Origin of the sequence: Novosphingobium percolationis (genome assembly GCF_020179425.1) — a bacterium.
Taxonomy (GTDB): domain Bacteria; phylum Pseudomonadota; class Alphaproteobacteria; order Sphingomonadales; family Sphingomonadaceae; genus Novosphingobium; species Novosphingobium percolationis.
This window is the reverse complement of record NZ_JAILYM010000008.1, coordinates 117,643-140,750: the sequence shown is the minus strand read 5'-3', so window position 1 is coordinate 140,750 and position 23,108 is coordinate 117,643. Positions and strand designations below refer to the sequence as shown.

Here is a 23,108-nt window from a genome sequence, read left to right as displayed (position 1 = left end):
TGCCCCCGGTCAGCGGAAACGGCTGGCCAGCGCGAGCGCGCCTTCGGCATCGGCCACAAGCTCCGCCATGACCGCGGCGGCGGGGCGCACGGCATGGATCAGCCCGATCCCCTGGCCGGCGAAACCCGGCAGAATGTCCTTGCGCCGGGCAGCGATTCCGGCCGCCATGACCGGACCGGCGATCATCGACTGGTACGGCATCGGCAGCGGTTCCTTGCCGGCCCCGACCCAGGCGTCGGCCCATTTATTGCGGATCATCCGCGCCGGCTTGCCGGTGATCGACCGGCTGACCACGGTATCGGCATCACCACCCTCGACGATCGCCTCCTTCTGGAAGTCCTCGATTCCCGCCTCCTCGGTGGCCAGGAACGCCGTGCCGACCCACGCGCCTTCCGCGCCCAGCATGAAGGCGGCGGCCACGCCGCGCCCGTCGGATATGCCGCCAGCGCCCAGCACCGGCACCCGGTCACCCACCGCGTCGACCACCTGCGGGATCAGCGAAATGGTCCCTATCGGCGAATTGTGCCCGCCGCCGTCGTGGCCCTGGGCGACGATCACGTCGATCCCGCTTTCCACCACCTGTCGCGCATGCTGGACCTTGCCAACCACGGCCATGACGACCGTTCCGTTCGCGTGGAGCCGGTCCATCCACGGGCCGGGGTTGCCAAGGCCCGCAGCATAGACCGGAACCTTTTCCTCGATCACCACTTCCATCTGCGCTTCGAAGAACTCCTTCGAGAACAGCGGCGGGCCGCCTTCGGCATCGCGTCCGCCGATCGCGCGCCGAGCTGCCTCGCCGTCAGCTTTGGCCAACCCTTCGCGGGCCATGAAATCCTCGGTGAACTGGCGGTATTCGGCTGCCAGCGCCATCGGATCGATCGGCGCGGCGCCGCTCTGTGGAGGCTTGCCCCGGCGCACCGAAGCCGGCAGCAGGGTATCGACCCCGAACGGCTTGTCGGTCAATTCGCGGGTCTGGCGGATCCATGCCCGCAGCCGTTCGGGTGCGCAGGCTGCGGCGCCCAGCACGCCAAGCCCGCCAGCATTGGAAACCGCAGCCGCCAGCGCCGGAACGCTTGCCCCGCCCATCCCGGCGAGGACGATCGGGTATTCGATCTTCAGCATGTCGCAGATGCGGCTGTTCAAGGCCATCGTTTCTCTCCCTTCACATTTCCCGGCTTGCGTTCCCCCAGCGGACCTTCTGGGCGAGCAGGTCGGGACTGCGCTCGGCCAGGTATTGGGTCGATCCGGCGATCAGCCGGTCCATCTGGCGGCGCGCACCCGCCACATCGCGCATGCGCACGGCGTGAAGCACACGACCCAGGCACCGCAACTGGGTGTCGCGCTCCTGCGCCGAATAGCCCAGCCCCTCCGACATGTTGCGGGTCAGCAAGTGCAGGGCGGAAATCAGCAAGCCAAAGGTCGGGTTTCCGCTGGCCCAGCCCAGCAGGTCGTGGAACCGCCGGTTGGTCTCCTCGAATTGCGGACCGTCACGTTCGCGCTCAAGCTGCGCCAGGCAATCCTCGAGCGCGGCAAGATCGGCGGTGGTGGCCATCTGCGCCGCTCGTGCCGCCACCGTCGGGGCAACCGCTTCGCGCAGTTCGAGCAGCGCGTGGAGGTCGGCATCCATGAATTGCAGGATCAGCGCCATCGAGCTGGCGAAATCGGCGGTCTGGGGCCGGGCGACGACCGGACCGCCGCCCCGTCCCTTGGTGAGATGGATTACGCCCTGAAGTTCGAGAAAACGCAACGCCTCGCGCAGCGTCGCGCGCGCCACGTCGTAACGCGCCAGCATGGCATCCTCGTGGAGCAGCCGGTCGCCCGGCCCCTGCGCGTTGCTCTCGATATCCTCGACAATCTCGCGCGCCAGCACCAATGCGCGCTTGGCCTTGGTCCGGCCCAAGCTTGCGTCAGATGAAGGGGGGTGAGGGGAGGTGTCATCTGAGTGCATGATATTCTGATAAGAATTTATCAGAAGTCTGTCAATCTCCGCTCATGAGAACGCTCATGTTGGAAATCTTGTAGGTTAATCTGATCCTATTTATTGACCAACTTGCCATTTGTCGCTACCATCCCCGGCGCAGACCGAGGTGAAAGAGGCGGCCATGACCACACTGACGATAAGCCCCGACCAGGATAGCGCGGAATTGTCCCGGTTTGTTGCCGGAATCCCGCTTGCGGAAATCGACGTGTCCCGCCCAAGCCTGTTCCAGAGCGACAAGATCGGAGCCTTCTTCGAGCGGCTGCGGCGCGAGGATCCGGTTCATTACTGCGCCGAAAGCTCCTACGGACCCTACTGGTCGATCACCCGATACGACGACATCATGGCGGTCGACACCAACCACAAGGTCTATTCCTCCGAAGCAAAGCTTGGCGGAATCGCAATCCAGGACATGCATAGCGACCAGAGCAATCTCGAACTCGAGATGTTCATCGCGATGGACCAGCCCAAACACGATGCCCAGCGCAAGGCGGTGACGCCGGCGGTGGCGCCATCCAACCTGCTGCTGCTCGAACCGGTGATCCGCGAGCGCGCCGGCGCGATTCTCGATGCGCTGCCGGTTGGCGAGGAGATCGACTGGGTGAAGAGCGTCTCGGTCGAACTGACCACGATGACGCTCGCCACCCTGTTCGACTTTCCCTGGGACGAGCGGGCGCGGCTGACACGTTGGTCGGACGTCACCACCGCCATTCCGGGGGCGGGAATTGTCGATTCCTTCGAACAGCGCCGCGAAGAGCTGATCGAGTGCGCGATGTATTTCAAGGGGCTCTGGGACCAGCGGACCGATCAGCCCGGAGGTACCGACTTGATCTCGATGATGGCCAATTCCCCGGCCACGCGCGACATGCCGTTCCTTGAGTTTCTCGGCAACCTGCTGCTGCTGATCGTCGGCGGCAACGACACCACCCGCAATTCGATCAGCGGCGGTGTCCTGGCGCTGAACCGGCATCCCGACCAGTATGACAAGCTGCGGCGCGATCCGGCCCTGATCGGCAGCATGGTGCCGGAAATCATCCGCTGGCAGACCCCGCTCACCCACATGCGCCGGACCGCGCTGGAAGACAGCGAGATCGGCGGCAAGCGCATTGCCAAGGGCGAAAAGGTCGTGATGTGGTACCTTTCGGGCAACCGGGACGAAACAGCGATCGAGCAGCCGGAAGAATTTATCATCGACCGCAAGAACCCGCGCCAGCACCTTTCGTTCGGCTATGGCATCCATCGCTGCATGGGTAACCGCCTGGCCGAACTGCAATTGCGGATCATCTGGGAAGAAATCCAGAAACGGTTCCATTTCGTCGAGGTGGTTGGCGAGCCCGAGCGGCTGCTGTCGAACCTTGTTCGCGGCATCACCCGCCTGCCGGTCAAGCTTCACGCGCATTGACGTGAGCGCCAAGGGAAAGTTCAGGTACGATGATCAAGGTCACTTTTATAGCTAGCGATGGCCGCACCTTTCCCGTCGAAATCGGCGAAGGGTTGACGGCGCGCGAGGCGGCGCTGTTCAACGATGTTCCGGGCATCGACGGCGATTGCGGCGGCCAGTGCGCCTGTGCGACCTGCCACGTCCTGGTCGATCCCGCCTGGATCGACCAGGTCGGGCGCCTTGCCGAAGACAGCATGGAGGCCGATCTGCTCCAGTTTGCCGAGGGCACCACGGCGCAAAGCCGACTGGCCTGCCAGGTCAAGCTCGACGCCCGGCTTGACGGAATTGTGCTTCACGTCCCCGAGCAACAATATTGAACCGGGGCTGACGGTCCCCCAGTCGGCGCTCTGGCTCCTCAGCCTTGCTGAGCCTTGTCCCGGTGCGCCGCAATCCAGGCGTACCAGGCGCCGAGCACGATCACCGCATGAGCCGCCAACGTTGTGGTGACGACCCACGCCGCCTCGCCGCTGCACAACAGGGAATAGACGTCCCAGGCCGCGCCGACCGCTTCGGTCAGCACGATCACCGGGACCAGCGCGATGTATTTCCACGGCTGCCGCGCGCCCCACAGGGCGACAACACCGATCGCGGCCAGCTGTATCCCGACGATCAGCCAGGCATCGAGCAGCAGGCCGAACACCGGCTTGCCCTGGCCCAGATCGATTCCCGGATAGATCAGGGGCATTGCCCCCGCATAAACCGGCGGCCAGAGCAGGACCAGATTGCACAGGTACCAGATTCCGCTGGCGATGAAGAAGATGCGCAGGCTTTGCATGGTTCGATCTCCAAAGGCTGCGCCGGTCAGTCGGCGACCGCGAAAATGTCGGACGTTGCGCCGGCGATCCGTGCAACCTTGAACGGCGCATAATCGGGGCAGGCCATGAACGCTTGGACATCCGCCATCGCAGGGAAGCGGATGATCACCGTATAGTGCGGCGCCGCGCCTTCGCCTTCGAAGCGTTCGAACTGGTTGGAGCGGCAGATCAGTTCGCCGCCGAACCGCTCAACCATCGGCGGAACATTGGCTTGGTAGTCCGCAACCCAGCCATCGTCGTGCGAGGTGACGGAAGCGATGAAATAGGCGGCCATGGTTGTTCCCTCCGTGTCGTTAGCGGTCTGGTCTGCGGCTTTCGGTTCGCCGCGTCAAAAGAATCGATTGCCGGGGCGCGGCAACCCGAAATGATCGCGCAGGGTCGTGCCTTGGTAGTCCTTGCGGAAAATGCCCCGGCGCTGCAATTCGGGCACGACCCGATCGACGAAATCGTCGAGCCCCTCCGGCAGATAGGGGAACATCACGACGAACCCGTCCGAACCGCGCTCCTCCAGCCATTGCTCCATCTCGTCGGCGATCGAAGCCGGAGTGCCGACGAAGGCGAGCCCGGCATAGCTGCCGGCTTTCGCGGCGAGCTGGCGGATCGTGAGGTTGTACTGCCGGGCTTGCGTGACCAGCATTTCACGAGAAGTCTTGCTGGCGTTGGTATCGGGTATCTCGGGGAGGGGGCCATCGGGGTCGAACCCCGAAACATCGTGATCGAGCATGCCGCACAGCGAGTGAATCCCGCTTTCATAGTGAACCAGGCTGTCCAGGTGAGCGCGCTTGGCCTTGGCCTGCTCGACCGTGTCACCGACAACGACGAGCGCGGCGGGCAGGATCTTGAGATGATCGGGATTGCGTCCGATCGGGATCATCCGCCCTTTCACATCGGAATAAAAGCTCTTGGCGGCGGCAAAATTCGATCCGGCGGCAAAGACGACTTCGGCGGTTTCGGCGGCAAGTTGGCGTCCAGGATCCGAGGCCCCGGCCTGGAAGATGACCGGCCAGCCTTGCGGAGGGCGGGCAATGTTGAGCGGCCCGCGAACGGAGAAATGCGGGCCCTTGTGATCGAGGACGTGCATCCGTGCGGGATCGAAATAGATGCCGCTTTCCGCATCGCAGACGAAGGCGTCTTCCGCGAAGCTGTCCCACAGGCCAGTCACGACATCGTAGAATTCGCGCGCGCGTCCATAGCGGCCGGAATGATCGGGCTGCACCTCAAACCCGAAATTCTTGGCGCTGTCGGGGTTAGACGTGGTCACGACATTCCAGCCGGCCCGCCCGCCGCTGAGGTGATCAAGCGAGGCAAAGCGGCGCGCGACGTGAAAGGGTTCGTCGAAGGTGGTGGAAGCGGTCGCGACCAGCCCGATCCGTTCGGTGGCGCCAGCCAGCGCCGACAGCAGGGTGAAGGGTTCGAACGAGGTGACGGTGTGGCTGCGCCGCAGCGCCTCGACCGGCATATTCAGGACCCCGAGATGATCGGCCATGAAAAAGGCGTCGAACTTGCCTGCTTCCAGCTTGCGGGCGAATTGCCGGATCGCGGCGAAGTTGAAATTCGCATCCGGGATTGCCCCGGGGTAGCGCCAGGCGCCGGTATGGATGCTGACCGGCCGCATGAACGCGCCGAGGTGAAGCTGGCGTTGCTGGCTCATGCGTTTCGTTCCTTCAGGCTCGCGAAGACTGCCGGGGATCACCTTCCCGGCAGCTTTTCCAATATCTGGCGGGTCAGGACCGCTGTACTGCCGTTGCCGCCCAGATCGGGGGTCAGGACTGCTTGCGGATCGCGCAGGACCGCTTCGATCGCGGCCAGCATCATCGCTGCGGCTTCCGCTTCTCCCAGATGGTCGAGCATCATCGCCCCCGACCAGATCTGTCCGATCGGATTGGCAATGCCCTGGCCGGCAATGTCCGGAGCCGAACCGTGCACCGGTTCGAACATCGACGGATAGCGCCGCGACGGATTGAGATTGGCCGACGGCGCGACCGCTATCGTCCCGGTTACGCCGGGACCGAGATCGGACAGGATGTCGCCGAACAGATTGGATCCGACCACCACATCGAACCGTTCGGGTGACATCACGAAGCGGGCGGCCAGAATGTCGATATGGTACTGGTCGGTGGCGATCCCGGGATATTCCGCGCCGATCGCCGCGAAACGCTCGTCCCAGAACGGCATCGAATGGTAGAGCCCGTTCGACTTGGTGGCCGAGGTGACATGCGGCCGGCCAAGCTTGCGCGCGAAATCGAAGGCGTAACGCAGGATCCGGTCGGTGCCGCGGCGGGTGAATACTGCCTGCTGGATGACGATTTCATCCTCGCCGGTGCCGGTGCGGCCGCCGATCTGGGAATATTCGCCTTCCGAATTTTCCCGCACCACCCAGAAGTCGATATCGCCGATGCTCTTGTCGCGCAGCGGCGAGCGAATGCCGGGCAGCAACCGCACCGGCCGGAGATTGACATATTGATCGAATTCGCGCCGGATCGGCAGCAGCAGGCCCCACAGCGAGACGTGATCGGGCACCCCGGGATAACCGACCGCGCCAAGGAAGATTGCGTCATGATCGGCAAGCCGAGTGAGCCCGTCATCGGGCATCATTTTCCCGGTGGCGAGATAGGTTTCGCAGCTCCAGTCGAAGTCGCGAAACTCGAGCGCGAAGCCGCATCGCTGCGCGACCGCCGACAAGACCTGCACCCCGGCGAGCAGAACCTCGCGGCCGATGCCGTCGCCGGGAATATTGGCTATGGTATAGCGGCTCAAAAGGGTTTCCCGTGCAGAAAGGTCAAAGGTAGGTGTTCAGGGTCTTGAGGATCCGGTAAGCCCCCAGGAATGTCGGTGCATCGACGCCGAGGCGTTCGGCGGCCTCGGCGAGCGGTCCCAGAATTTCGTCAACCTCCATGCGCCGTCCTGCCACCAAGTCATCGTGCATCGAGGTCCGCACCGGGCGATTCTCCGGCTTGAACCGGTCGACCATGGCCATCACCCCGGCGAGCGCTTCGTCGAAGCTTTCTCCGTTGATCTCGACGAGCCGTGAGACGGGCGCGAAGAAATTTTGCGGTTCGTACCCCAGCGCCTTGTAGATCGCCAGCAGGTCCTTGACGATCAGGACATACTGGGCCGCGCCTTCGCGTACCGCTACACCGTCGATGAAATCGAGCTCTTTGATGCCGCCCAGGGTGCTGGCGCTCCACGATGAAGCACTTCCGACCTGGACCAGTTTTTCCCAATGGACATGGGTGATGTCGGCAGTCGAACGGGACCCCATCCCGGCCGAGTCCAGCGCCTCGGCCATGGTCCGGGTGCGATCGCTTTCCCCGCCTCCCAGTTCGCCGAAATAGGCGGTTACCGGGACGGCCATGTGGTTGAGCGCGCGGCCGGGTTCGAGCAGGGTTGCGCCGTCCATGATCGACCCGCCGATCACCTTGTCCTTGCCGAACGCGGCCTGCAGCCTGCCTTCCTTGCCAACCCCGTTCTGCAAGGTGAGGGCGCAGGCTGTCCGGTCAACCAGCACCGCCGCGTCGGCTAGCGCCTGTTCGGTGCCCTTCGCCTTGGTCAGCAGGATGTAATAGTCGATCGCGTCCTCGACCTCGGCCGGGGTCTCGACCGCGAACAGGTTGTCGCGCTGCACGAACTGCGCACGCACCCCTTCGATTTGCAGACCGCCCTGGCGGATTGCCTCGACATGCGGTTTGCGCGCGATCAGCGTCACCTTGTGCCCGCCGCGGGCCAGGAAGCCGCCGATGACGGAACCAAGTCCGCCCGCGCCGTGGATGCAGAAGTGCAGTTGTTTGGTCATTGCCGATGTCCCGCGTCCGATCAGGCGACGCCGAGCTCGATGAGCTTGGCCCTGATCTCTTCCTTCTTCTGCGGGGTCACGTCCGCGACCGGCGGCAGGATCGGGCCGGCCTTGAGGCCGATCGCCTCATACCACGCCTTGATGTTCGCCAGCGCCGAAGCATAGGTCGCGGTGCGCGCGATATCCCAGACGAACTGGTCATGGTAAAATTCGCGGACATCGTGCAGGCCTTCCCACTTGGTCCGGGCCTCTTCCCATTTGCCCTGGTTGGCGAGGTTGATATAGTCGCGCGCGAGGTGGCGCTTCTTGCCATAGAGCATGAACGAAAGTTCGCCCCAGCACACCGTCCCGCCCAGCCGAAGGTCTTCGAGGAAGAAATACTCGAACGGCTCCATGGTGTTGAAGCCTTCGGGCATCAGGCTGCGGATCTTGATCGTCTCGGCGCGATTGAGCGCACCCTGCTTGACACCGATCACGGTCTCGAGATCGGCCAGGCGGCGCATCAGGTTCCAGCTCAGCACCGTGCCCGAAACCGGGGTGCGGTAGAGGCAGACCGCCATGTTGCTGCGATCGGTCAGATACTTGAACCAGGCGAAAATCTCGTCGTCGGTGCGCAGCTGGACGACCGGATTGATAACCTCGGCGCCGTTGAAACCCAGCTTCTCGACGAACTGCATCTTTTCGAGCGCGAGGTGGACCGACGGGTCGAGGATGATCGTCCAGAGATCGAGCCGCCCGGCGTTGGCCTCGGCGACGATCTCGTGATAGCGCATCCATTCGGACGGAGTGACGTTCCAGCATTCGGCAATGAAGCCGCCAACAACCAGGCCATCAAGGCCCATTTCGACATATTTGTCGATGTTGTAGCGGATTCCGTCGATGTCGAACTTGTGGTCCGCGGTCATCGGGGTGATCGGACACTGGTAAAACCCCCGGACTGTCTCGGTGGCCCATTTCTTGGCGTCCTTGCGATCATAGTCCATGGTTCTTCTCCTCCACCCTTTGACCTGTTAAGCTCTTGGCCGGGTTCCGCGCTAGGTAGCGGCCAGTGCCGATTGGGCAGCGGCGAGGCGCGCTATGGGAACTCGGAACGGGGAAGCGCTGACATAATCGAGGCCGACCCTGTGGCAGAACGCGATCGAGGCCGGATCGCCGCCGTGTTCGCCGCAGATCCCCAGCTTGATGTCGGGGCGGGCCTCGCGGCCCAGACGGGCGGCCATCGCAATCAGCTTGCCGACCCCTTCGACATCGATGCTGACGAATGGGTCGGTGGCAAAGATGCCCTTGTCTATGTAGCTGCCAAGAAACCGTCCGGCATCGTCCCGGCTGATGCCCAGCGTGGTCTGGGTAAGATCGTTGGTGCCGAACGAGAAGAACTCGCCAACCGCAGCGATTTCGTCCGCCACCAGCGCTGCGCGGGGCAATTCGATCATGGTCCCGACGGTGAATTCAACCGTCAATCCCTGCTCCGCGAAGACCGTTTCCGACACACCGATCACAATCTGCTTGAGCATGTCGAGTTCGCGGGCCGTGCCGACGAGGGGGATCATGATTTCCGGCACGACCGGTTGGCCGGTCTCCCGGCTCACCGCGCAGGCCGCTTCGAAGATTGCGCGGGCCTGCATCTCGTAGATTTCCGGATACACCACGCCCAGGCGGCAGCCGCGGTGGCCGAGCATCGGATTGGACTCGGCCAATTCCTCGGCCCGGCGTCTGAGCTGATCCACGCCGATGCCGACCGCGGCGGACAGCTCGGTGAATTCCGATTCGGAATGGGGAAGAAACTCATGGAGTGGGGGATCGAGCAGCCGCACCGTGACGGGAAGCCCCTGCATGATCTCGAAAATCCGGGCGAAATCGCTACGCTGTTCGGGCAACAACCGATCGAGCGCGACGAGCCGCTCTGCCCCGTTCGTGGCCAGGATCATCTGGCGCATGAAGTTGATGCGTTCGCCGTCGAAGAACATGTGTTCGGTGCGGCACAGGCCGATACCTTCCGCCCCAAACTGGCGGGCGACTTCGCAATCGGCCGGGGTTTCGGCATTGGTGCGCACCTTCATGCGGCGATGCCGATCGGCCCAGGCCATCACCGTCGCGAATTCGCGGTCAAGCTCAGGCATCACGGTTGGCAGGGCACCCTGGAAAATCTCGCCGGTGCTGCCATCGATCGTGATCAGGTCACCTTCGGCGATGTGCACGCCGCCAATCTCCGCCGAGCGCTCCTGGTAATCGATCGCCAGGCTCGACGCCCCCGCGACGCAAGGCCGCCCCATGCCCCGCGCGACGACCGCCGCATGGCTGGTCATGCCGCCCCTGGCAGTCAGAATTCCGCGAGCGACATGCATGCCATGGATGTCGTCCGGCGACGTTTCCTGCCGGACCAGGATGACGCTTTCCCCCAGCTCGGCGCGCACCGCAGCCGTATCGGCGTCGAACACGACCGCGCCCGATGCAGCCCCCGGGGAAGCCGGAAGCCCCGATCCCAGCAGGGTCCGTGGCGCGTCGGGATCGAGCGTGGGATGCAGAAGCTGATCGAGCGAGGCCGGATCGATCCGCCTGATTGCCGCTTCCTCGGCGATCAGGCCTTCCTCGACCATATCGACGGCGATCTTCAGCGCGGCTTTGGCCGTGCGCTTTCCGGAACGGGTCTGCAGGATATAGAGCTTGCCGCGCTCGACCGTGAATTCGATGTCCTGCATGTCCTGATAGTGCCGCTCGAGCAGCTCGAACAGGCCGGCGAGCTCCGTGAAGACCGCGGGCATCGCCTCTTCCATCGACGGCAGCTTGGCACCGGCGGCCGCGCGGGCTTCGAGCGTCAGATATTGCGGCGTCCGAATCCCGGCGACCACATCCTCGCCCTGGGCGTTGACCAGCCATTCTCCGTAATAGGCCTTGTCCCCGGTAGCCGGATTGCGGGTGAAGGCGACGCCCGTCGCGCTGGTTTCGCCGAGATTGCCGAATACCATGGCCTGGACATTGACCGCCGTTCCCCATTCGCCGGGGATGCCGTTGAGGCGGCGATAGACCTTGGCGCGATCGGATTCCCAGGATTCGAACACGGCGGCGATTGCCGAGGCAAGCTGCTCGTCGACGTCCTGCGGAAAGGGAGCCCCGCGTTCGGCCTCGACGATGCCGAAGAACTCGCCGATCAAGTCACGAAGATCGGTGGCGCTCAGGTCCACGTCCTGAGAGACGCCCCGATCTTCCTTGGCCTTTTCCAGTGCGTCCTCGAACCGTGCGTGATCGATCCCGAGCACAACGCTTGCGTACATCTGGACGAAGCGGCGATAGCTGTCCCAGGCAAACCGCTCGTCGCCAGACGAAGCAGCCAAGCCACGCACCGTTTGGTCGTTGAGGCCCAGGTTGAGGATCGTGTCCATCATGCCCGGCATCGAGACCCGGGCGCCGGAACGAACCGATACCAGCAAGGGATCGTGCGGATCGCCGAACCTCTTGCCCACCGTGCGCTCGATATGGGTCAGCGCCGACCTGACTTCGCCATCGAGGCGCGCGGACTGGCTGCGGCGATCGCGCAGGAAATGAAGGCATTCTTCGGTTGTGATGGTGAAGCCGGGTGGAACAGGCAACCCGATCCGCGCCATCTCGCCCAGATTGGCGCCTTTGCCGCCCACAACCGCCTTGTCGCGGGCGCGCGAGTCATCATGGGCAATGCCGGGACCGAACGTGTAGACCGTTTTCATTTGCTGCTGGTTTCCCTGCGGAATGTGCCGCTCTTGCCAAACATGTCCCCGGGCTTGCCGCGCCTTGCCGCCACACGGGCGGCAAGGCGGCTGGCGAACGCGGTCCTTACATCCGGAGGATGGCCTTGATCGCGCTGCCGGTTTTTTCGGTGTCTTCGACAGCCTGGTTGATCTGATCGAAATCGTAGAACGAGCAGAGCTTCTCGAATGGGAACAGGCCGGCCTTCTGCATCGCGATCAGCTGCGGGATGAACACCTGCGGCGTGCTGGAGCCTTCCACTACCCCGCGCAGCTTGCGGCCGAACAGGATGTTGTTCATATCAAGCGAAAATTCGGTGCCCATCTTGGCGCCGCCCACGACTGCGGTTTCCCCCATGTTATGGGTGCTTTCAACCGCCGAACGCAGCACTTGCGGGATCGCTGTCGTATCCATCGCATAGTCCGCGCCGCCGCCCGTCATTGCGACAATCGCTTCCTGGGCATTTGTGGTCGAGGCATCGATGACATCGGTTGCGCCCAGTTCGCGCGCGACTTCGAGCCGAGCCGGATTGCGATCGACCGCGATGATCTTGAGACAGCCCGAAGACTTCGCGGCCATCAGCGCGCTGAGACCGACCGAGCCGACGCCGAAGATGGCGATCGAAGAACCCGGAGCCGGCTGCAGCGAATTGAGGACTGCGCCCGCTCCGGTCTGGATGCCGCAGCCCAGCGGGCCGAGCAATTCGATCTGCGCGTCGTCGGCAACCTTGACGCAATTGTTCTCGCTCGCGATCGAATAGGTCGCGAACGAGGACTGGCCGAAGAAGCAGGCGTTCACGTCCTCGCCGTTGCGGGTGATCGGGGTCGATCCGTCGAGCCTGCGGCCCATGAAATTCAGCGGGAACAGGCTGGGGCAATAGGCCTGATGCCCCTTGAGGCACGACGGGCAGGTGCCGCAGTAGCTGAACGACAGGACCACCTTGTCGCCGGGCTTGACAGTGGAAACGCCGCGCCCGATCTTTTCGACGACGCCCGAGCCTTCGTGGCCGAGCACGGCCGGCAGCGGGGTCGGATAGTACTGGTCGCGGACAGTCAGGTCGGTGTGGCACATGCCCGCCGCGGCAACCTTGACGAGCACCTCACCATCCCGGGGGTCTTCGATCGATACGTTATCGAGGACAAATTCCCCGCCTTGGCGTTCGACGATAGCGGCATAGGCCTCCATTCACATTCTCCCGGTTTTGCGCCAAATCGCGCGTTATTAGCAAAAGAAATACAGATTCTTGTCTTGCGTGACTCTGGCATCGAGGATGAGCTTGCGCCGGAAGACCTTGAAGCCATTGCCGTCCCGGCGCAGCTTGTCCTCGCGCCCCAACGTATGGACCGTGACCTCGGTCTGGCGGCGGTTACGGTAGACAAGGATGTTCGACAGCACATCCAGTTCGCCGTCGCCAGCTTCGAATGCTTCGACATTCGAAACGAAGTATCGGATCTTGGACGGCGGATCCTCCATCCAGACCTGGCCTGAATAAAGCCGCTCGACGCGCTGCTTGAGCTCTCCGAAATCGTCGTTGTAGATTGCCGCATCGTCCGGCGTCGGGTCCGGGCGCCGGTCCCTTGCGAAGCGCTGTTCGTAGATCGGCATCCAGTAATGGATGTCTTCGGCAACCATTCCGTGCAGCCATTCCCGGTACTGCCCGGTCTGCAAAAGTCTGACCTCGGCGCGATAGTGAGCCTCGACGGCATAGTGCACATCCGGCGTCACCAGTACTTGTTCGGACGACATGTTCTCTCCGTAATTCTCGATTCTTGGATCGGCGCTGGCTCTCACTCGGCGGCGTCGAGCTTTTCGGTCCAGAAATTGCGGTTCGGGAAAACCGAATCCCAAGTGTCGTCGTTTGCTTTCACGCTCGCCCAATCCGGGGCATCGATCATTTCCTTCCAGAACCGGTAGAAGCCCCGGTAGGAGGTTTCGCCGATGAAGCTGATTCCGACGATGCCGGGATAGACCGGATGCGGTCCTTCGTAGCCGGCCCCCATCGTGGAATTCATTCTGCCATCGCGCGTGATCACGCCACGGTTCATGTAGGTTGCCGAAGACATGTTTTCGCCGTCATCGCTTTCCAGCGTTCCGGCGGTGCCGAAGGTGCGGATCGCTTCGCGCTGGATCATGCTCTTGGTGGCTGGATCGGCATCGCGCGGCACCATGGTGTAGGTCCAGACCTCGATTTCATGCGGTCCGCGCGGATGCCAGATCTTGAAGGTGTTGGTCCCGTAGAGGAACGAGCAGTTCGGGAAGATCGAGCAGTTCCAATGCCCCATATAGAGCCGTTCGCGCTCCGGGCCGAACTTGCGGCGCACTTCGCCGCGCGTATCCTCGAGATATTTGGTCCAGCCCTCGCGCTTGACGTGGATTGCGGCCGCTGCGTTGTCGATCACCCCGAAGCCGTGGCCATGACGGGTCGTGAACTGCAGCCCAAGATCGTCGAAGGGAATGTCCGCGCGATTGCCCGAAAGGCCTGCCAGCTCGCCGCCGATCTGGCCGAGCGCGGCGGCATGTGTCCAGCCGACGTGATAACCGTCGCCGATGAAGTTCTCGGTCGGTACCTTCCAGTTGCACTGGAGCAGGCTCTTCATCGGCGGGCCAAGCAATTCCAGTCCGCCGTCGGCGCCCTCCCAGATGGTATCGAGATAGAAGCGGAACTCACCCAGATAGTCCTCAAGGCTGGGCGCTTCGGGATCGTGGCAACCGAAAATGAAACCCTTATAGGTTTCGACCCGAACGGACTTTGCCGCCAACGCATCCTTGTCAAGGCTGTTGTGGTAGCAACGCGACTCGAGCGGGACATCGACCAGCGATCCATCCTGTCCGAACACCCAGCCATGATAGTTGCAGACGAACGCCTTGGCATTTCCGCTGTCGGCGTGACAGATCTGGTTGCCGCGATGGCTGCAAGAGTTGATGAAGGCGCGAAACGTCCCGTCGCTTTGGTGCGAGAGGATGACCTTGTCTTCGGCCATGTAGGTCGTGATGAAGTCGCCCGGCTTGGGCACAAGCGATTCGTGGCCGAGCATCAGCCATGCACGGGAAAAAATCCGCTCAATTTCAAGATCGTAGACATCCTTGTCCCAGAAAATCTGGCGGGACTGGCTGGAATTGACTGTGTCTACGAGTGTGGTGTCGCCACTCATGGCTCTCTCCGGTTTTCACGACCTGCGATTGTCTTCGGCAGATTCGTGCACTAAGGGCAATGCGATGCACGATATGCAAAAAGCCGATACTACGCAAGTGGGATTGAGACAGCCGGACCGCTCGTTCTGATGGGTGCTGCCAACTGTCCTCCAGGCTGGCGGCGTGCCCCGCGTTACCTGTGGAATTCACCATTCTTGCTGCTTTCGCTCGCTTCGCTGTTCTGGGCCTTGAACCCCATCGTCGGCCGGGCGGCGCGCGACTTGTTTTCTCCCCTGTCGCTGGCCTTTTGGCGTTGGGTGGTTGCGTTGCTGTTCGTTCTGCCTTTTGCCTGGCGGCACGTCGTGGCCGATCGTCGGGTCCTGCGAGAGTCCTGGCGCCTGCTGGCGATGCTGGGCGTGTTCGGCGTGGGGGTGTTCGCCTTCATCGTTTACTGGAGCCTGCAACTCACCACAGCCACCAACAGCCTGCTGCTGCAATCGACCATGCCGATCATGACTCTGGTCATGCCGAGCATCCTCTTTGGGGAGCGGATCAGGCCGCTATTGATAGCCAGTGCGACGCTGTCCTTTGCCGGAGTCGTCTGGATCGTGACCAGAGGGCAGCCTTTCGCGTTGCATCTTGGCGGGCTCAACCATGGCGACTTGCTCGCCCTGACCGGGGTTTTCCTTTACTCGGCCTACGCGACATTCTTGCGCAAGGTGCCCACCATACACCACATCACTCTGCTCGCGGTGCTATTCGCGGTCGGCATGGGAACGCTGGCTGTACCTTACCTGGTCAGCCTGGCCGATAGCGGGGTCGCCATGCCACAAATTGAAGTGATTGGCGCGGTGCTCTATGTCGGCATCTTTCCCTCGCTGATTGCCTATGCGTTCTTCAACCGCGCGGTAGTCCTGATCGGTTCAGTAAGAGCCGGCGTCCACATGAACCTGCCCACAGTGTTCGGTGTTTTTCTGGCGGTGCTGCTGTTGGGAGAGAGACTTGAAACCTATCACATGGTCGGAGCAGCCATTGTGGTGGCCGCAATATTCGTTTCGCGCCGAGTAGCGGCGGGCCAGACAGAAAACAGGGGAGAGCGGAAACCATGAGTGATGAGACCGGGGCGATGGCCTACGATGGCGCAGTGCGGTGGGCTGCAAACCGACCTGACCAATTCTGGCTCGAGGCCGCAAAGGCGATCGACTGGGTCGAAAATCCGCCGCGCGCCCACGACCAAAGCATGGGCTGGTTTCCCGAAGGCATCCTGAACACATGCCACAATTGCCTCGACCGGCATGTCCAGGCCGGACGCGGCGATGCGCTGGCGCTTGCCTATGACAGCCCGGTAACCGGAACCATCCGCCATTACACCTACCGCGAACTGCTGGACGAAACCGAACGTACGGCGGCGATGCTGGCGAGCCTCGGCGCGGAAAAGGGGGATCGGGTAATACTCTACATGCCGATGATCCCCGAGACGGTTTTCGCGATGCTGGCTTGCGCGCGGCTCGGTGTGATCCATTGCGTTGTGTTCGGCGGGTTCGCCCCACCCGAACTGGCCAAGCGGATCGACGATGCCACCCCCAAACTGGTGCTCACCGCTTCGTGCGGAATCGAGGGCAGCCGCACCATTGCCTACAAGCCGTTGGTCGACGAAGCGCTGGTCCTTGCCGCCCACTCGGTCGAGCATGTCGTCCTGGTCCAGCGCGAACAGCTAACCGCGGACTTGATGCCCGTCCGAGACATTGACTGGCACGATCTGCGGCGGAGGACCGCCGATATGCCGGTGCCTCCATGCGTTCCTCTCGCCTCCGGCGATCTGCTCTACATCCTCTACACTTCGGGCACCACAGGAACTCCCAAGGGAGTGGTGCGCGACAATGGCGGACACGCCGTGGCCCTGGCGTGGTCGATGGCCAACATCTACGGCATCGGGGCAGGGGACACGTTTTGGGCAGCCTCGGACGTCGGTTGGGTGGTGGGGCATAGCTACATCGTCTATGCCCCGCTGCTGGTTGGGGCCACGACCGTCCTGTTCGAAGGCAAGCCTGTCGGCACACCCGATCCCGGCTCATTCTGGCGGACCATAGCGCGCCATAATGTCAAGAGCTTCTTCACCGCGCCGACCGCGATTCGGGCGATCCGCAAGGAGGATCCCGAAGCCCGGTACCTGAAGGAGATCGGCATCGGCGCGTGCCGTGCGGTGTTTCTGGCTGGCGAACGCGCCGACCCCGAAACGATCGCCTGGCTGGAGCGGGAAAGCGGTTTGCCGGTGATCGATCACTGGTGGCAGACCGAGCTTGGCTGGCCGGCCATTGCTTCGTGCTTCGCGATGGGGGATCTGCGCCGCAAGCCTGGCAGCGCTGGCTTTCCGGTGCCAGGATATCAGTTCGCCATCCTCGACGACGAAGGATTTGCTTTGCCCGACGGGGCAAGCGGCAATGTTGTGATCAAGACCCCGCTGCCGCCCGGCGCCTTCCGTTCGCTGTGGAACAACAACACCACGTTCGTCCGGAATTTCGAGACGTTCCCTGGATACTACGAAACTGGGGATGCAGGCTTTCGCGACAGCGAGGGCTTCATGCACATCATGGGACGAACCGACGACATCATCAACATCGCCGGTCATCGGCTTTCGACCGGACAGATGGAAGAGATCGTGGCGCGCCAACCAGGTGTCGCTGAATGCGCCATCGTCGGTGCGGACGATGACCTCAAAGGTATGGTACCGATTGCTTTCGTCACCCCGCAGATTGGTTATGCGGCAGACAAGAGCATAGCCGAGCGCTCTGTCCTTGCCGTGCGTAGCGAGCTTGGTGCGATCGCGGCGATGAAGGCGGTGCTGGTCGTTGAGCAATTGCCCAAAACCCGTTCTGGCAAGATCTTGCGTGGCCTGCTCCGCAAGATCGTGAACCGCGAACCCTTTGATATCCCCGCGACAATTGACGAGCCAGAAACGCCGGCCAAGATTGGGGCAGTTTATCGGGAAGAATTGGGATTCATTGACCCTCATCCGCCACATTCCGGTAAGTGATTGACCCACATCACGAGTTTTCGACCGTTTAGAGCCAACGCTGCCGCTTCAGGATTTCATTGGCCGGGACAGGAGGCGTTCGTGATCGCTCGGCGCGAGGAACTTGGTCAGCGACAAGGCAGAGATCGGCCAAGCGGCGTGTTCGACTGGACGAGCAAACTCATGGACTTGATGCGGTCGGAGATGAGTCGGTTATTTGTGTTTAAGGAGAACGCTCAACCAAACAAATTTGTCGCAGGATCGCGACCTTTCGCTCGGCGGCCAGATGCTGCGGGACGATCCTCGCCGCAAGCGCATTAGCCGGATCGATAGCTTGCGCTGGGTCGACGAGATGCTGGCTGAATGGAGTGCGTTGGGCTGCGGCTCACCATCCGGCATTCGAAAACCGACCAGAAGGGCGCGGGGCAGGTGATCGCGGTGCTCTCGGGCAGGGTGCTCAGGCCCGTGGTGCGTCTGCAAGCTTGGCTGGCGATACGGGGAGCCGTGCCCGGACCGCTGTTCTGGCGGATCGATCCGCAGGGGTGGGTAGTCGAGGGGGCGATGTCCGATCGCTCGGTGGCGCGCAACGGGGCTTCGATCGCCAAGATGCAGGAGGTGTCGCGGCAGAATTGTTCGAAAACCATGCGGGCGAGGGGTTTCTATAGGGAATCGATGTTGCTATAGTCCTGAATAGCGCAGAATAGTGCCAGTCATTACAGATGGTTGTGTGCGTCAAGTTCTGCAAATTGGCGGCCATGGTGCTGGTCAAGCGACTTGGCGTAGTTCGGGTTTCTTATGCTCACGCAGGTCGTCTATGTTGACATAGCGATTGGCTTCGAGCCCGTTTTCGTGGGTTTCGACCACGAGCGCCCGGACCAAGGGAAGGCAACTGGGGGTGTTGGGGAAGATCCGCACGACGTAGGTTCTGCGTAAGCGGTCGAGAACCCCACATTTTCAATTGTGCGCTGATTGGTAGTTTCGCCTGTATGGATGGCGAGGTTGGTGATGAGCGACGAAACGGATTTCGAAACGAGTTTCGAAACGAATGCACTGGTTCGGCCTGAGCGGCTTGATGTGGTTGCCGCGCCGCGCGGGAGGCGCAGCTGGACGCCCGAGGCGCGGGCACGGATTATTGCGGAAAGCCTGGTGCCGGGGGTCAATGTGTCTGAAGTGGCGCGTCGGCACGGGATATATCCGCAGCAGTTGTACACTTGGCGACGCGGGTTTCAGGAGCACGCGGAAAAGATGCGGCCAGATTCCGCGCTGTTCGTGCCGGCGATGGTAGAGCACGTTGAAGAGCCTTTCCGCGAGACGCTGCGGGTCGTAGACGGCGAGATCGTGATCGAGACTGCGAGGCTGGCGATCCGGATACCAGCGGGAGTTAGCGCGGATCACATCGAGCGGGTATTGCTGGCGGTGCAGGCGAACTCGTGATTATTCCGCCGGGGCCGCTGAAGGTGCTGGTAGCGACGCAGCCCGTAGACTTCAGGAAAGGCATGGTGGGGCTCGCCGCGCTGGTGCAGAGTGAACTGCGTCTCGACCCGTTCTCGGGGATGCTGTTTATCTTCCGTGCTCGGCGGGCAGACAGGATAAAACTCCTAGTCTGGGACGGGACCGGTCTGGTGTTGGTGACGAAGCGACTCCAGGATGGAAAATTCCGCTGGCCCAGGCCGGGAGACGGCGTGATGAAGCTGTCGGCGGCGCAAGCTTCCGCGCTGATCGAGGGCCTGGACTGGTCGCGTGTACACGTGCCGCGAGTGCCCAAGCCGCTGCACGCACAGTAGGTCTTACGCCCGATTCCCTTGGGCTCAAACCCGTTTCCCGCCACGCAAAATCGGCTAGACTGTGGGCGTGGAGGAGCATCCTGAACCCCTTGCGGCGACCGGTGTGGAAGCCGGATATGACGAGCTTCCTGACGACGTTGGGCAGCTCAAGGCGATGCTGCTGGCTGAACGCGCCCGTGCTGCACGGCTCGAACACATCCTGAAGCTGATCAACCGTACGACCTTTGGCAAACGTTCCGAAAAGATTCCGGCCGACCAGTTGGCGCTGGCTCTCGAAGACCAGCAGGTGGCGCTCGGTGGGGCCGACGGATTGCAGGACAAGACTGACGAGGAGGCCGAGCGCTACGACCGCAAGCCGCGCCGACGGCGTGCACCTGATGCCGAGCGCGGCTCCTTGCCCGGACACCTGCCGCGCTTCGAGGTGGTCATCGAGCCCGGCAGTCTGGAATGCGGCTGCGGCGGCGCGCTGCATCGGATCGGTGAAGACCGTTCCGAGCGGCTCGACATCATCCCGGCGCAACACCGCGGGATCGTGACGGTCCGCCCGCGCTATGCCTGCCGCTGTTGTACAGATGGCGTCCAACAGGCACCCGCGCCGAAGCATGTGGTTCCCGGCGGTTTGCCAACCGAGGCGCTGATCGCCAATGTCCTGGTGGGCAAGTACTGCGACCACTTGCCACTTTATCGGCAGTCCCAGATCCTTGCTCGCCAAGGCATCACCATCAGCCGCGCCACTATGGCTGGTTGGGTTGGGCGCGGGATCGCGGCTCTGCTGCCGATCATCACCCGGATGCGCGCCGATGCGCTGGCAAGCGCGCGGTTGTTCGTCGACGAAACCACAGTCAAGGTGCTGGCGCCCGGAACCGGCAAGACGATGACCGGCTACATGTGGGTCATCGTGCGTGACGATCGCACGCATGGCGGCACCGATCCGCCTTTGGCGCTCTACACCTACCTGCCGGGACGTGGAAAGATGTGGGCCAAGCAGTTGCTGGGTTCATACCAGGGAATCCTGCAGGTCGACGCGTGGCAAGCCTGTGACCAGTTCGGCAAGGAAGACGGCGCCAACGCTGGCGTCGAGAAATCCTACTGCTGGGCGCATCTGCGGCGCGGGTTTATAGACGCGGGCAGCGATGCCCCAGTGGCCCAGAATGCCTTGCAACGCATCGCTGCAATCTACGCGATCGAGAAAGACATCCGCGGGCGTTCGGCTGAAGATCGCCTTGCGGTTCGGCGGGAGCGAACGCAGCCGCTGGTCAACAAACTCCATGCCTGGTTCGTGGCCACGGCTCCGCGCATAATGGCGGGCTCAGCGACCAGCGACGCGATGAAGTACGCACTGAAGCGCTGGTCAGGCTTCACCCGCTTCCTCGACGACGGCCGCATCGAGATCGACAACAACGCCGCCGAACGAGCGATCCGGCCAGTGACTCTCCAGAGACAGAATGCGTTGTTCGCAGGACACCAGCTCGGCGCCGAGAACTGGGCGGCGATCGCCTCGCTGGTCGAAACCTGCAAGATGCTCGACATCAACCCTTACGCCTACCTCACCGATGTGCTTACCAGGGTCATCAGCCGTGCGGACACTGATCAGGTCGACGACCTGTTGCCGTACAACTGGGTCAATACAAATGCCGGACAAACCGTGTTCGAAATGACCGGCATCGCCAGCGCCGCCTGACAACAAACATTACAACAGCAAACCACCGTCGCCGCGCCGTAAGGCAAGTGGGGGATTTTTACCGCTTAAGGTTCTGCGGCGGATTTCCTCGTTGAAGCGTTCGAGCATGTTGGTGCTTTTCAGGTGCTCGTGATGCCTTCGGGGCAGCCGGTAGAAGGTGAAGGTCTCCTCGATCGTCGCTTCGACCCAGTCGGCCAGCTTGGGATATCTGCCGCTCCACTTGGCGATCTGAGGTGGTGCCGGTTTCCTGGACAGGATGATAAGCTAATCCCGACCTGATGGATTGGTGCAGGCTCGAGCAGCAGCAAGCAGAACTTAACGCGATGTTCACTTGGCTGCGATTCGAGCAGCCAGGCGAAAAGTTGCTTGCCAAATCGAAATGTTTCATGATGCCCGTAGAGCGCAATCTCGACTGGTCCACACGCCTTGAAAAGGTGTGTGATGGACTTCACTAAAATACGGCTTGCTTCGTTCTTGTTGATTGCGATTCCGAGCGGCGCATTTGCAAGAGAGCCGATCCTGCAGGAATTATACGCTGGGCCGGCCTCGCCAAAGGTCCCGCCTACTCCGATCGCTATGGGGGAGTTTTGGTCATCGTTGAACGTGCCTGCCTGCGAGCAAGTAGCATATCGGCCGACATGGTGGCTGCCCCATATTGTTGAGGCTCGGCGAGCAATCTATTATCCGGCAATGGCACAGGTAGCCTGTGAGTTCGGCCTCCCGGCCCGCCTGTTAGACGCCGTTATCGCTCAGGAATCCGGCTATAACCCCAGAGCAATAAGTTCTGCGGGCGCAATGGGTATGATGCAAATCATGCCGACAACCACCCGTACTTTGGGGCTCGCCCTCCCGTGGGATCCAATCGCGAACATGCGCGCAGGCGCCCGGTATCTGCGCGACCAGAAGGACCGGTTTGGACGCATGGACCTAGCCTTGGCTGCCTACAACGCGGGACCTGAACGCAAGTCTCTCAATGCGGGCTATATTCCGGCCATCCCGGAAACACTGCGCTACGTACGCACGATAACTACGAACTGGGCCAGACTCGCCGCCGCCGCCTCCACCGAATACGGGCGCAGCGGCCAGAGTCAGCGCTGCGACTCTGGCGATCAGATCGTCGGGATATCGCGAGGTCAATCTTTCGGTCTATGACGGAATGAACGATGCAAACCCGATATAGTGGGCATACAGGACCGCGATCGCCAGAACGCTCGGAAAACCAAGGAAGTACGCAAGCTGGAAGTGCAACCACACGCGCGGCAACCAGACCATCCATCCCAGTGCCGATTTACGGGGGGTGGGGGGCAGAGACCGCCGGTTCGGACATCGTAGCACGTCTTGAGCGCCGCACACACGGAGCAGATCGCTGCAAGCAGCGCCACGGCGCCGTACAGCTTCTGCCAGGCCAGAATGGTCTCGGGCTGTCGCGCGACAATCAAGATGAGAATCCGGTGTGTCGTGATCGGCGGAGGGCGTAGCCCGTAGCCTGTCCCGACACACCAGTGGCCCTCTTTGCGAGGTGCCTGTGATGGTCGTGGTGGCCGCTATGTGTTGGGTTTTCCGGGGAGGAGGACCTGAAGTGTGGCCGGCCGACACATCAACGATCATCAGGTGAGACTTTTTATGACCAACAGACGTAATGACCCCGTCGCTCTGGCGGCGGCGAAGGCCGGGTTCAGCCCGGCGACGGGCTATCGGGTTTTGCAGGATGGCCTCGTCTTCCAAGACGAGGAGGCAGCCCAGTCGCGCGC

The 23,108-nt window shown here is 62.3% G+C and carries 21 protein-coding genes and 2 pseudogenes; 9 read left to right on the top strand and 14 right to left on the bottom strand.

The annotated features are described in order from the left end of the window. Positions 1 to 9 precede the first annotated feature (9 nt). On the bottom strand, positions 10 to 1,149 hold the full coding sequence (locus K3A84_RS18410; RefSeq protein WP_263626391.1) for an NAD(P)H-dependent flavin oxidoreductase: 1,140 nt from the start codon (positions 1,147 to 1,149) through the stop codon (positions 10 to 12). Between the two features lie 13 nt (positions 1,150 to 1,162). Next, a complete protein-coding gene (locus K3A84_RS18405) occupies positions 1,163 to 1,900 on the bottom strand; it encodes a FadR/GntR family transcriptional regulator (protein ID WP_225010939.1) in 738 nt (245 codons plus the stop codon). Between the two features lie 202 nt (positions 1,901 to 2,102). On the opposite strand from K3A84_RS18405, the gene K3A84_RS18400 reads away from it, so the two are divergent. Both K3A84_RS18400 and K3A84_RS18395 read left to right on the top strand, forming a co-directional pair. After that, entirely contained in the window at positions 2,103 to 3,380 is a 1,278-nt protein-coding gene (locus K3A84_RS18400; protein ID WP_225010938.1) for a cytochrome P450, read from the top strand. A gap of 29 nt (positions 3,381 to 3,409) precedes the next feature. Beyond that, positions 3,410 to 3,736, top strand: a complete 327-nt coding sequence (locus tag K3A84_RS18395; protein WP_225010937.1) for a 2Fe-2S iron-sulfur cluster-binding protein — start codon at positions 3,410 to 3,412, stop codon at positions 3,734 to 3,736. A 38-nt stretch (positions 3,737 to 3,774) separates the two neighbouring features. On the opposite strand, the gene K3A84_RS18390 is transcribed toward K3A84_RS18395, so the two are convergent. The 10 genes from K3A84_RS18390 to K3A84_RS18345 all read right to left on the bottom strand — a co-directional run bounded on the left by K3A84_RS18390 (position 3,775) and on the right by K3A84_RS18345 (position 14,899). Beyond that, the gene (locus K3A84_RS18390; RefSeq protein ID WP_225010936.1) at positions 3,775 to 4,194 is read right to left on the bottom strand and encodes a BphX family protein; all 420 of its coding nucleotides are present in this window, start codon (positions 4,192 to 4,194) and stop codon (positions 3,775 to 3,777) included. A 26-nt stretch (positions 4,195 to 4,220) separates the two neighbouring features. Continuing rightward, complete coding sequence (locus K3A84_RS18385) at positions 4,221 to 4,508, bottom strand: DUF1330 domain-containing protein (protein ID WP_225010935.1); 288 nt, start codon at positions 4,506 to 4,508, stop codon at positions 4,221 to 4,223. Between the two features lie 54 nt (positions 4,509 to 4,562). Further along, positions 4,563 to 5,885 carry an LLM class flavin-dependent oxidoreductase gene (locus K3A84_RS18380; RefSeq protein ID WP_225010934.1) on the bottom strand — a complete coding sequence of 441 codons (1,323 nt, stop codon included), beginning with the start codon at positions 5,883 to 5,885 and terminating at the stop codon, positions 4,563 to 4,565. A 38-nt stretch (positions 5,886 to 5,923) separates the two neighbouring features. Then, positions 5,924 to 6,991, bottom strand: a complete 1,068-nt coding sequence (locus tag K3A84_RS18375; RefSeq protein ID WP_225010933.1) for a tartrate dehydrogenase — start codon at positions 6,989 to 6,991, stop codon at positions 5,924 to 5,926. 22 nt (positions 6,992 to 7,013) lie between these two features. Then, positions 7,014 to 8,027, bottom strand: a complete 1,014-nt coding sequence (locus K3A84_RS18370; protein WP_225010932.1) for a ketopantoate reductase family protein — start codon at positions 8,025 to 8,027, stop codon at positions 7,014 to 7,016. Positions 8,028 to 8,047: 20 nt separating this feature from the next. Beyond that, the gene (locus K3A84_RS18365) at positions 8,048 to 9,010 is read right to left on the bottom strand and encodes a dihydrodipicolinate synthase family protein (RefSeq protein WP_225010931.1); all 963 of its coding nucleotides are present in this window, start codon (positions 9,008 to 9,010) and stop codon (positions 8,048 to 8,050) included. Between the two features lie 51 nt (positions 9,011 to 9,061). Next, entirely contained in the window at positions 9,062 to 11,728 is a 2,667-nt protein-coding gene (ppdK, locus tag K3A84_RS18360) for a pyruvate, phosphate dikinase (protein ID WP_225010930.1), read from the bottom strand. 106 nt (positions 11,729 to 11,834) lie between these two features. Further along, the gene (locus K3A84_RS18355) at positions 11,835 to 12,932 is read right to left on the bottom strand and encodes an NAD(P)-dependent alcohol dehydrogenase (RefSeq protein ID WP_225010929.1); all 1,098 of its coding nucleotides are present in this window, start codon (positions 12,930 to 12,932) and stop codon (positions 11,835 to 11,837) included. Between the two features lie 36 nt (positions 12,933 to 12,968). Then, on the bottom strand, positions 12,969 to 13,493 hold the full coding sequence (locus K3A84_RS18350) for an aromatic-ring-hydroxylating dioxygenase subunit beta (protein ID WP_225010928.1): 525 nt from the start codon (positions 13,491 to 13,493) through the stop codon (positions 12,969 to 12,971). A gap of 41 nt (positions 13,494 to 13,534) precedes the next feature. Beyond that, positions 13,535 to 14,899, bottom strand: a complete 1,365-nt coding sequence (locus tag K3A84_RS18345; RefSeq protein WP_225010927.1) for an aromatic ring-hydroxylating dioxygenase subunit alpha — start codon at positions 14,897 to 14,899, stop codon at positions 13,535 to 13,537. Between the two features lie 129 nt (positions 14,900 to 15,028). On the opposite strand from K3A84_RS18345, the gene K3A84_RS18340 reads away from it, so the two are divergent. From K3A84_RS18340 to K3A84_RS18330, 3 genes are all read left to right on the top strand, one after another. After that, a complete protein-coding gene (locus K3A84_RS18340) occupies positions 15,029 to 15,988 on the top strand; it encodes a DMT family transporter (RefSeq protein WP_225010926.1) in 960 nt (319 codons plus the stop codon). Then, on the top strand, positions 15,985 to 17,913 hold the full coding sequence (locus tag K3A84_RS18335) for an AMP-binding protein (protein ID WP_225010925.1): 1,929 nt from the start codon (positions 15,985 to 15,987) through the stop codon (positions 17,911 to 17,913). The genes K3A84_RS18340 and K3A84_RS18335 overlap by 4 nt, the downstream gene beginning before the upstream one ends. A 342-nt stretch (positions 17,914 to 18,255) precedes the next feature. Then, positions 18,256 to 18,576 carry a site-specific integrase gene (locus K3A84_RS18330; RefSeq protein ID WP_225010924.1) on the top strand — a complete coding sequence of 107 codons (321 nt, stop codon included), beginning with the start codon at positions 18,256 to 18,258 and terminating at the stop codon, positions 18,574 to 18,576. 81 nt (positions 18,577 to 18,657) lie between these two features. Here K3A84_RS18330 and K3A84_RS18325 read toward each other — a convergent pair. Continuing rightward, a pseudogene (locus K3A84_RS18325) lies at positions 18,658 to 18,822 on the bottom strand (IS256 family transposase); the annotation flags it as partial. A gap of 75 nt (positions 18,823 to 18,897) precedes the next feature. Here K3A84_RS18325 and tnpA point away from each other — a divergent pair. The 3 genes from tnpA to tnpC all read left to right on the top strand — a co-directional run bounded on the left by tnpA (position 18,898) and on the right by tnpC (position 21,357). Beyond that, positions 18,898 to 19,326 carry an IS66-like element accessory protein TnpA gene (gene tnpA, locus K3A84_RS18320; protein WP_162896113.1) on the top strand — a complete coding sequence of 143 codons (429 nt, stop codon included), beginning with the start codon at positions 18,898 to 18,900 and terminating at the stop codon, positions 19,324 to 19,326. Continuing rightward, complete coding sequence (gene tnpB, locus K3A84_RS18315; protein ID WP_225010923.1) at positions 19,323 to 19,676, top strand: IS66 family insertion sequence element accessory protein TnpB; 354 nt, start codon at positions 19,323 to 19,325, stop codon at positions 19,674 to 19,676. Before tnpA ends, tnpB begins: the two co-directional genes overlap by 4 nt. 103 nt (positions 19,677 to 19,779) lie before the next feature. Beyond that, entirely contained in the window at positions 19,780 to 21,357 is a 1,578-nt protein-coding gene (gene tnpC / locus K3A84_RS18310; protein ID WP_404823185.1) for an IS66 family transposase, read from the top strand. Between the two features lie 69 nt (positions 21,358 to 21,426). Here tnpC and K3A84_RS18305 read toward each other — a convergent pair. Further along, positions 21,427 to 21,585 (bottom strand): annotated as a pseudogene (locus K3A84_RS18305) (transposase); the annotation flags it as partial. A 462-nt stretch (positions 21,586 to 22,047) separates the two neighbouring features. Here K3A84_RS18305 and K3A84_RS18300 point away from each other — a divergent pair. Next, complete coding sequence (locus K3A84_RS18300) at positions 22,048 to 22,509, top strand: lytic transglycosylase domain-containing protein (protein ID WP_225010922.1); 462 nt, start codon at positions 22,048 to 22,050, stop codon at positions 22,507 to 22,509. The last annotated feature ends 599 nt before the right edge of the window (positions 22,510 to 23,108 follow it).

What these genes read in the sequence shown, in the direction of transcription:
- ppdK (WP_225010930.1), bottom strand. Translation starts at nt 11,728, where the DNA reads ATGAAAACGGTCTACACGTTCGGTCCCGGCATTGCCCATGATGACTCG.
- K3A84_RS18410 (WP_263626391.1), bottom strand. Translation starts at nt 1,149, where the DNA reads ATGGCCTTGAACAGCCGCATCTGCGACATGCTGAAGATCGAATACCCG.
- K3A84_RS18345 (WP_225010927.1), bottom strand. Translation starts at nt 14,899, where the DNA reads ATGAGTGGCGACACCACACTCGTAGACACAGTCAATTCCAGCCAGTCC.
- K3A84_RS18335 (WP_225010925.1), top strand. Translation starts at nt 15,985, where the DNA reads ATGAGTGATGAGACCGGGGCGATGGCCTACGATGGCGCAGTGCGGTGG.
- K3A84_RS18300 (WP_225010922.1), top strand. Translation starts at nt 22,048, where the DNA reads ATGGCACAGGTAGCCTGTGAGTTCGGCCTCCCGGCCCGCCTGTTAGAC.
- K3A84_RS18340 (WP_225010926.1), top strand. Translation starts at nt 15,029, where the DNA reads ATGGGTGCTGCCAACTGTCCTCCAGGCTGGCGGCGTGCCCCGCGTTAC.
- K3A84_RS18390 (WP_225010936.1), bottom strand. Translation starts at nt 4,194, where the DNA reads ATGCAAAGCCTGCGCATCTTCTTCATCGCCAGCGGAATCTGGTACCTG.
- K3A84_RS18395 (WP_225010937.1), top strand. Translation starts at nt 3,410, where the DNA reads ATGATCAAGGTCACTTTTATAGCTAGCGATGGCCGCACCTTTCCCGTC.
- K3A84_RS18400 (WP_225010938.1), top strand. Translation starts at nt 2,103, where the DNA reads ATGACCACACTGACGATAAGCCCCGACCAGGATAGCGCGGAATTGTCC.
- K3A84_RS18380 (WP_225010934.1), bottom strand. Translation starts at nt 5,885, where the DNA reads ATGAGCCAGCAACGCCAGCTTCACCTCGGCGCGTTCATGCGGCCGGTC.
- K3A84_RS18330 (WP_225010924.1), top strand. Translation starts at nt 18,256, where the DNA reads ATGGAGTGCGTTGGGCTGCGGCTCACCATCCGGCATTCGAAAACCGAC.
- K3A84_RS18350 (WP_225010928.1), bottom strand. Translation starts at nt 13,493, where the DNA reads ATGTCGTCCGAACAAGTACTGGTGACGCCGGATGTGCACTATGCCGTC.
- K3A84_RS18365 (WP_225010931.1), bottom strand. Translation starts at nt 9,010, where the DNA reads ATGGACTATGATCGCAAGGACGCCAAGAAATGGGCCACCGAGACAGTC.
- K3A84_RS18385 (WP_225010935.1), bottom strand. Translation starts at nt 4,508, where the DNA reads ATGGCCGCCTATTTCATCGCTTCCGTCACCTCGCACGACGATGGCTGG.
- K3A84_RS18355 (WP_225010929.1), bottom strand. Translation starts at nt 12,932, where the DNA reads ATGGAGGCCTATGCCGCTATCGTCGAACGCCAAGGCGGGGAATTTGTC.
- tnpA (WP_162896113.1), top strand. Translation starts at nt 18,898, where the DNA reads ATGAGCGACGAAACGGATTTCGAAACGAGTTTCGAAACGAATGCACTG.
- K3A84_RS18370 (WP_225010932.1), bottom strand. Translation starts at nt 8,027, where the DNA reads ATGACCAAACAACTGCACTTCTGCATCCACGGCGCGGGCGGACTTGGT.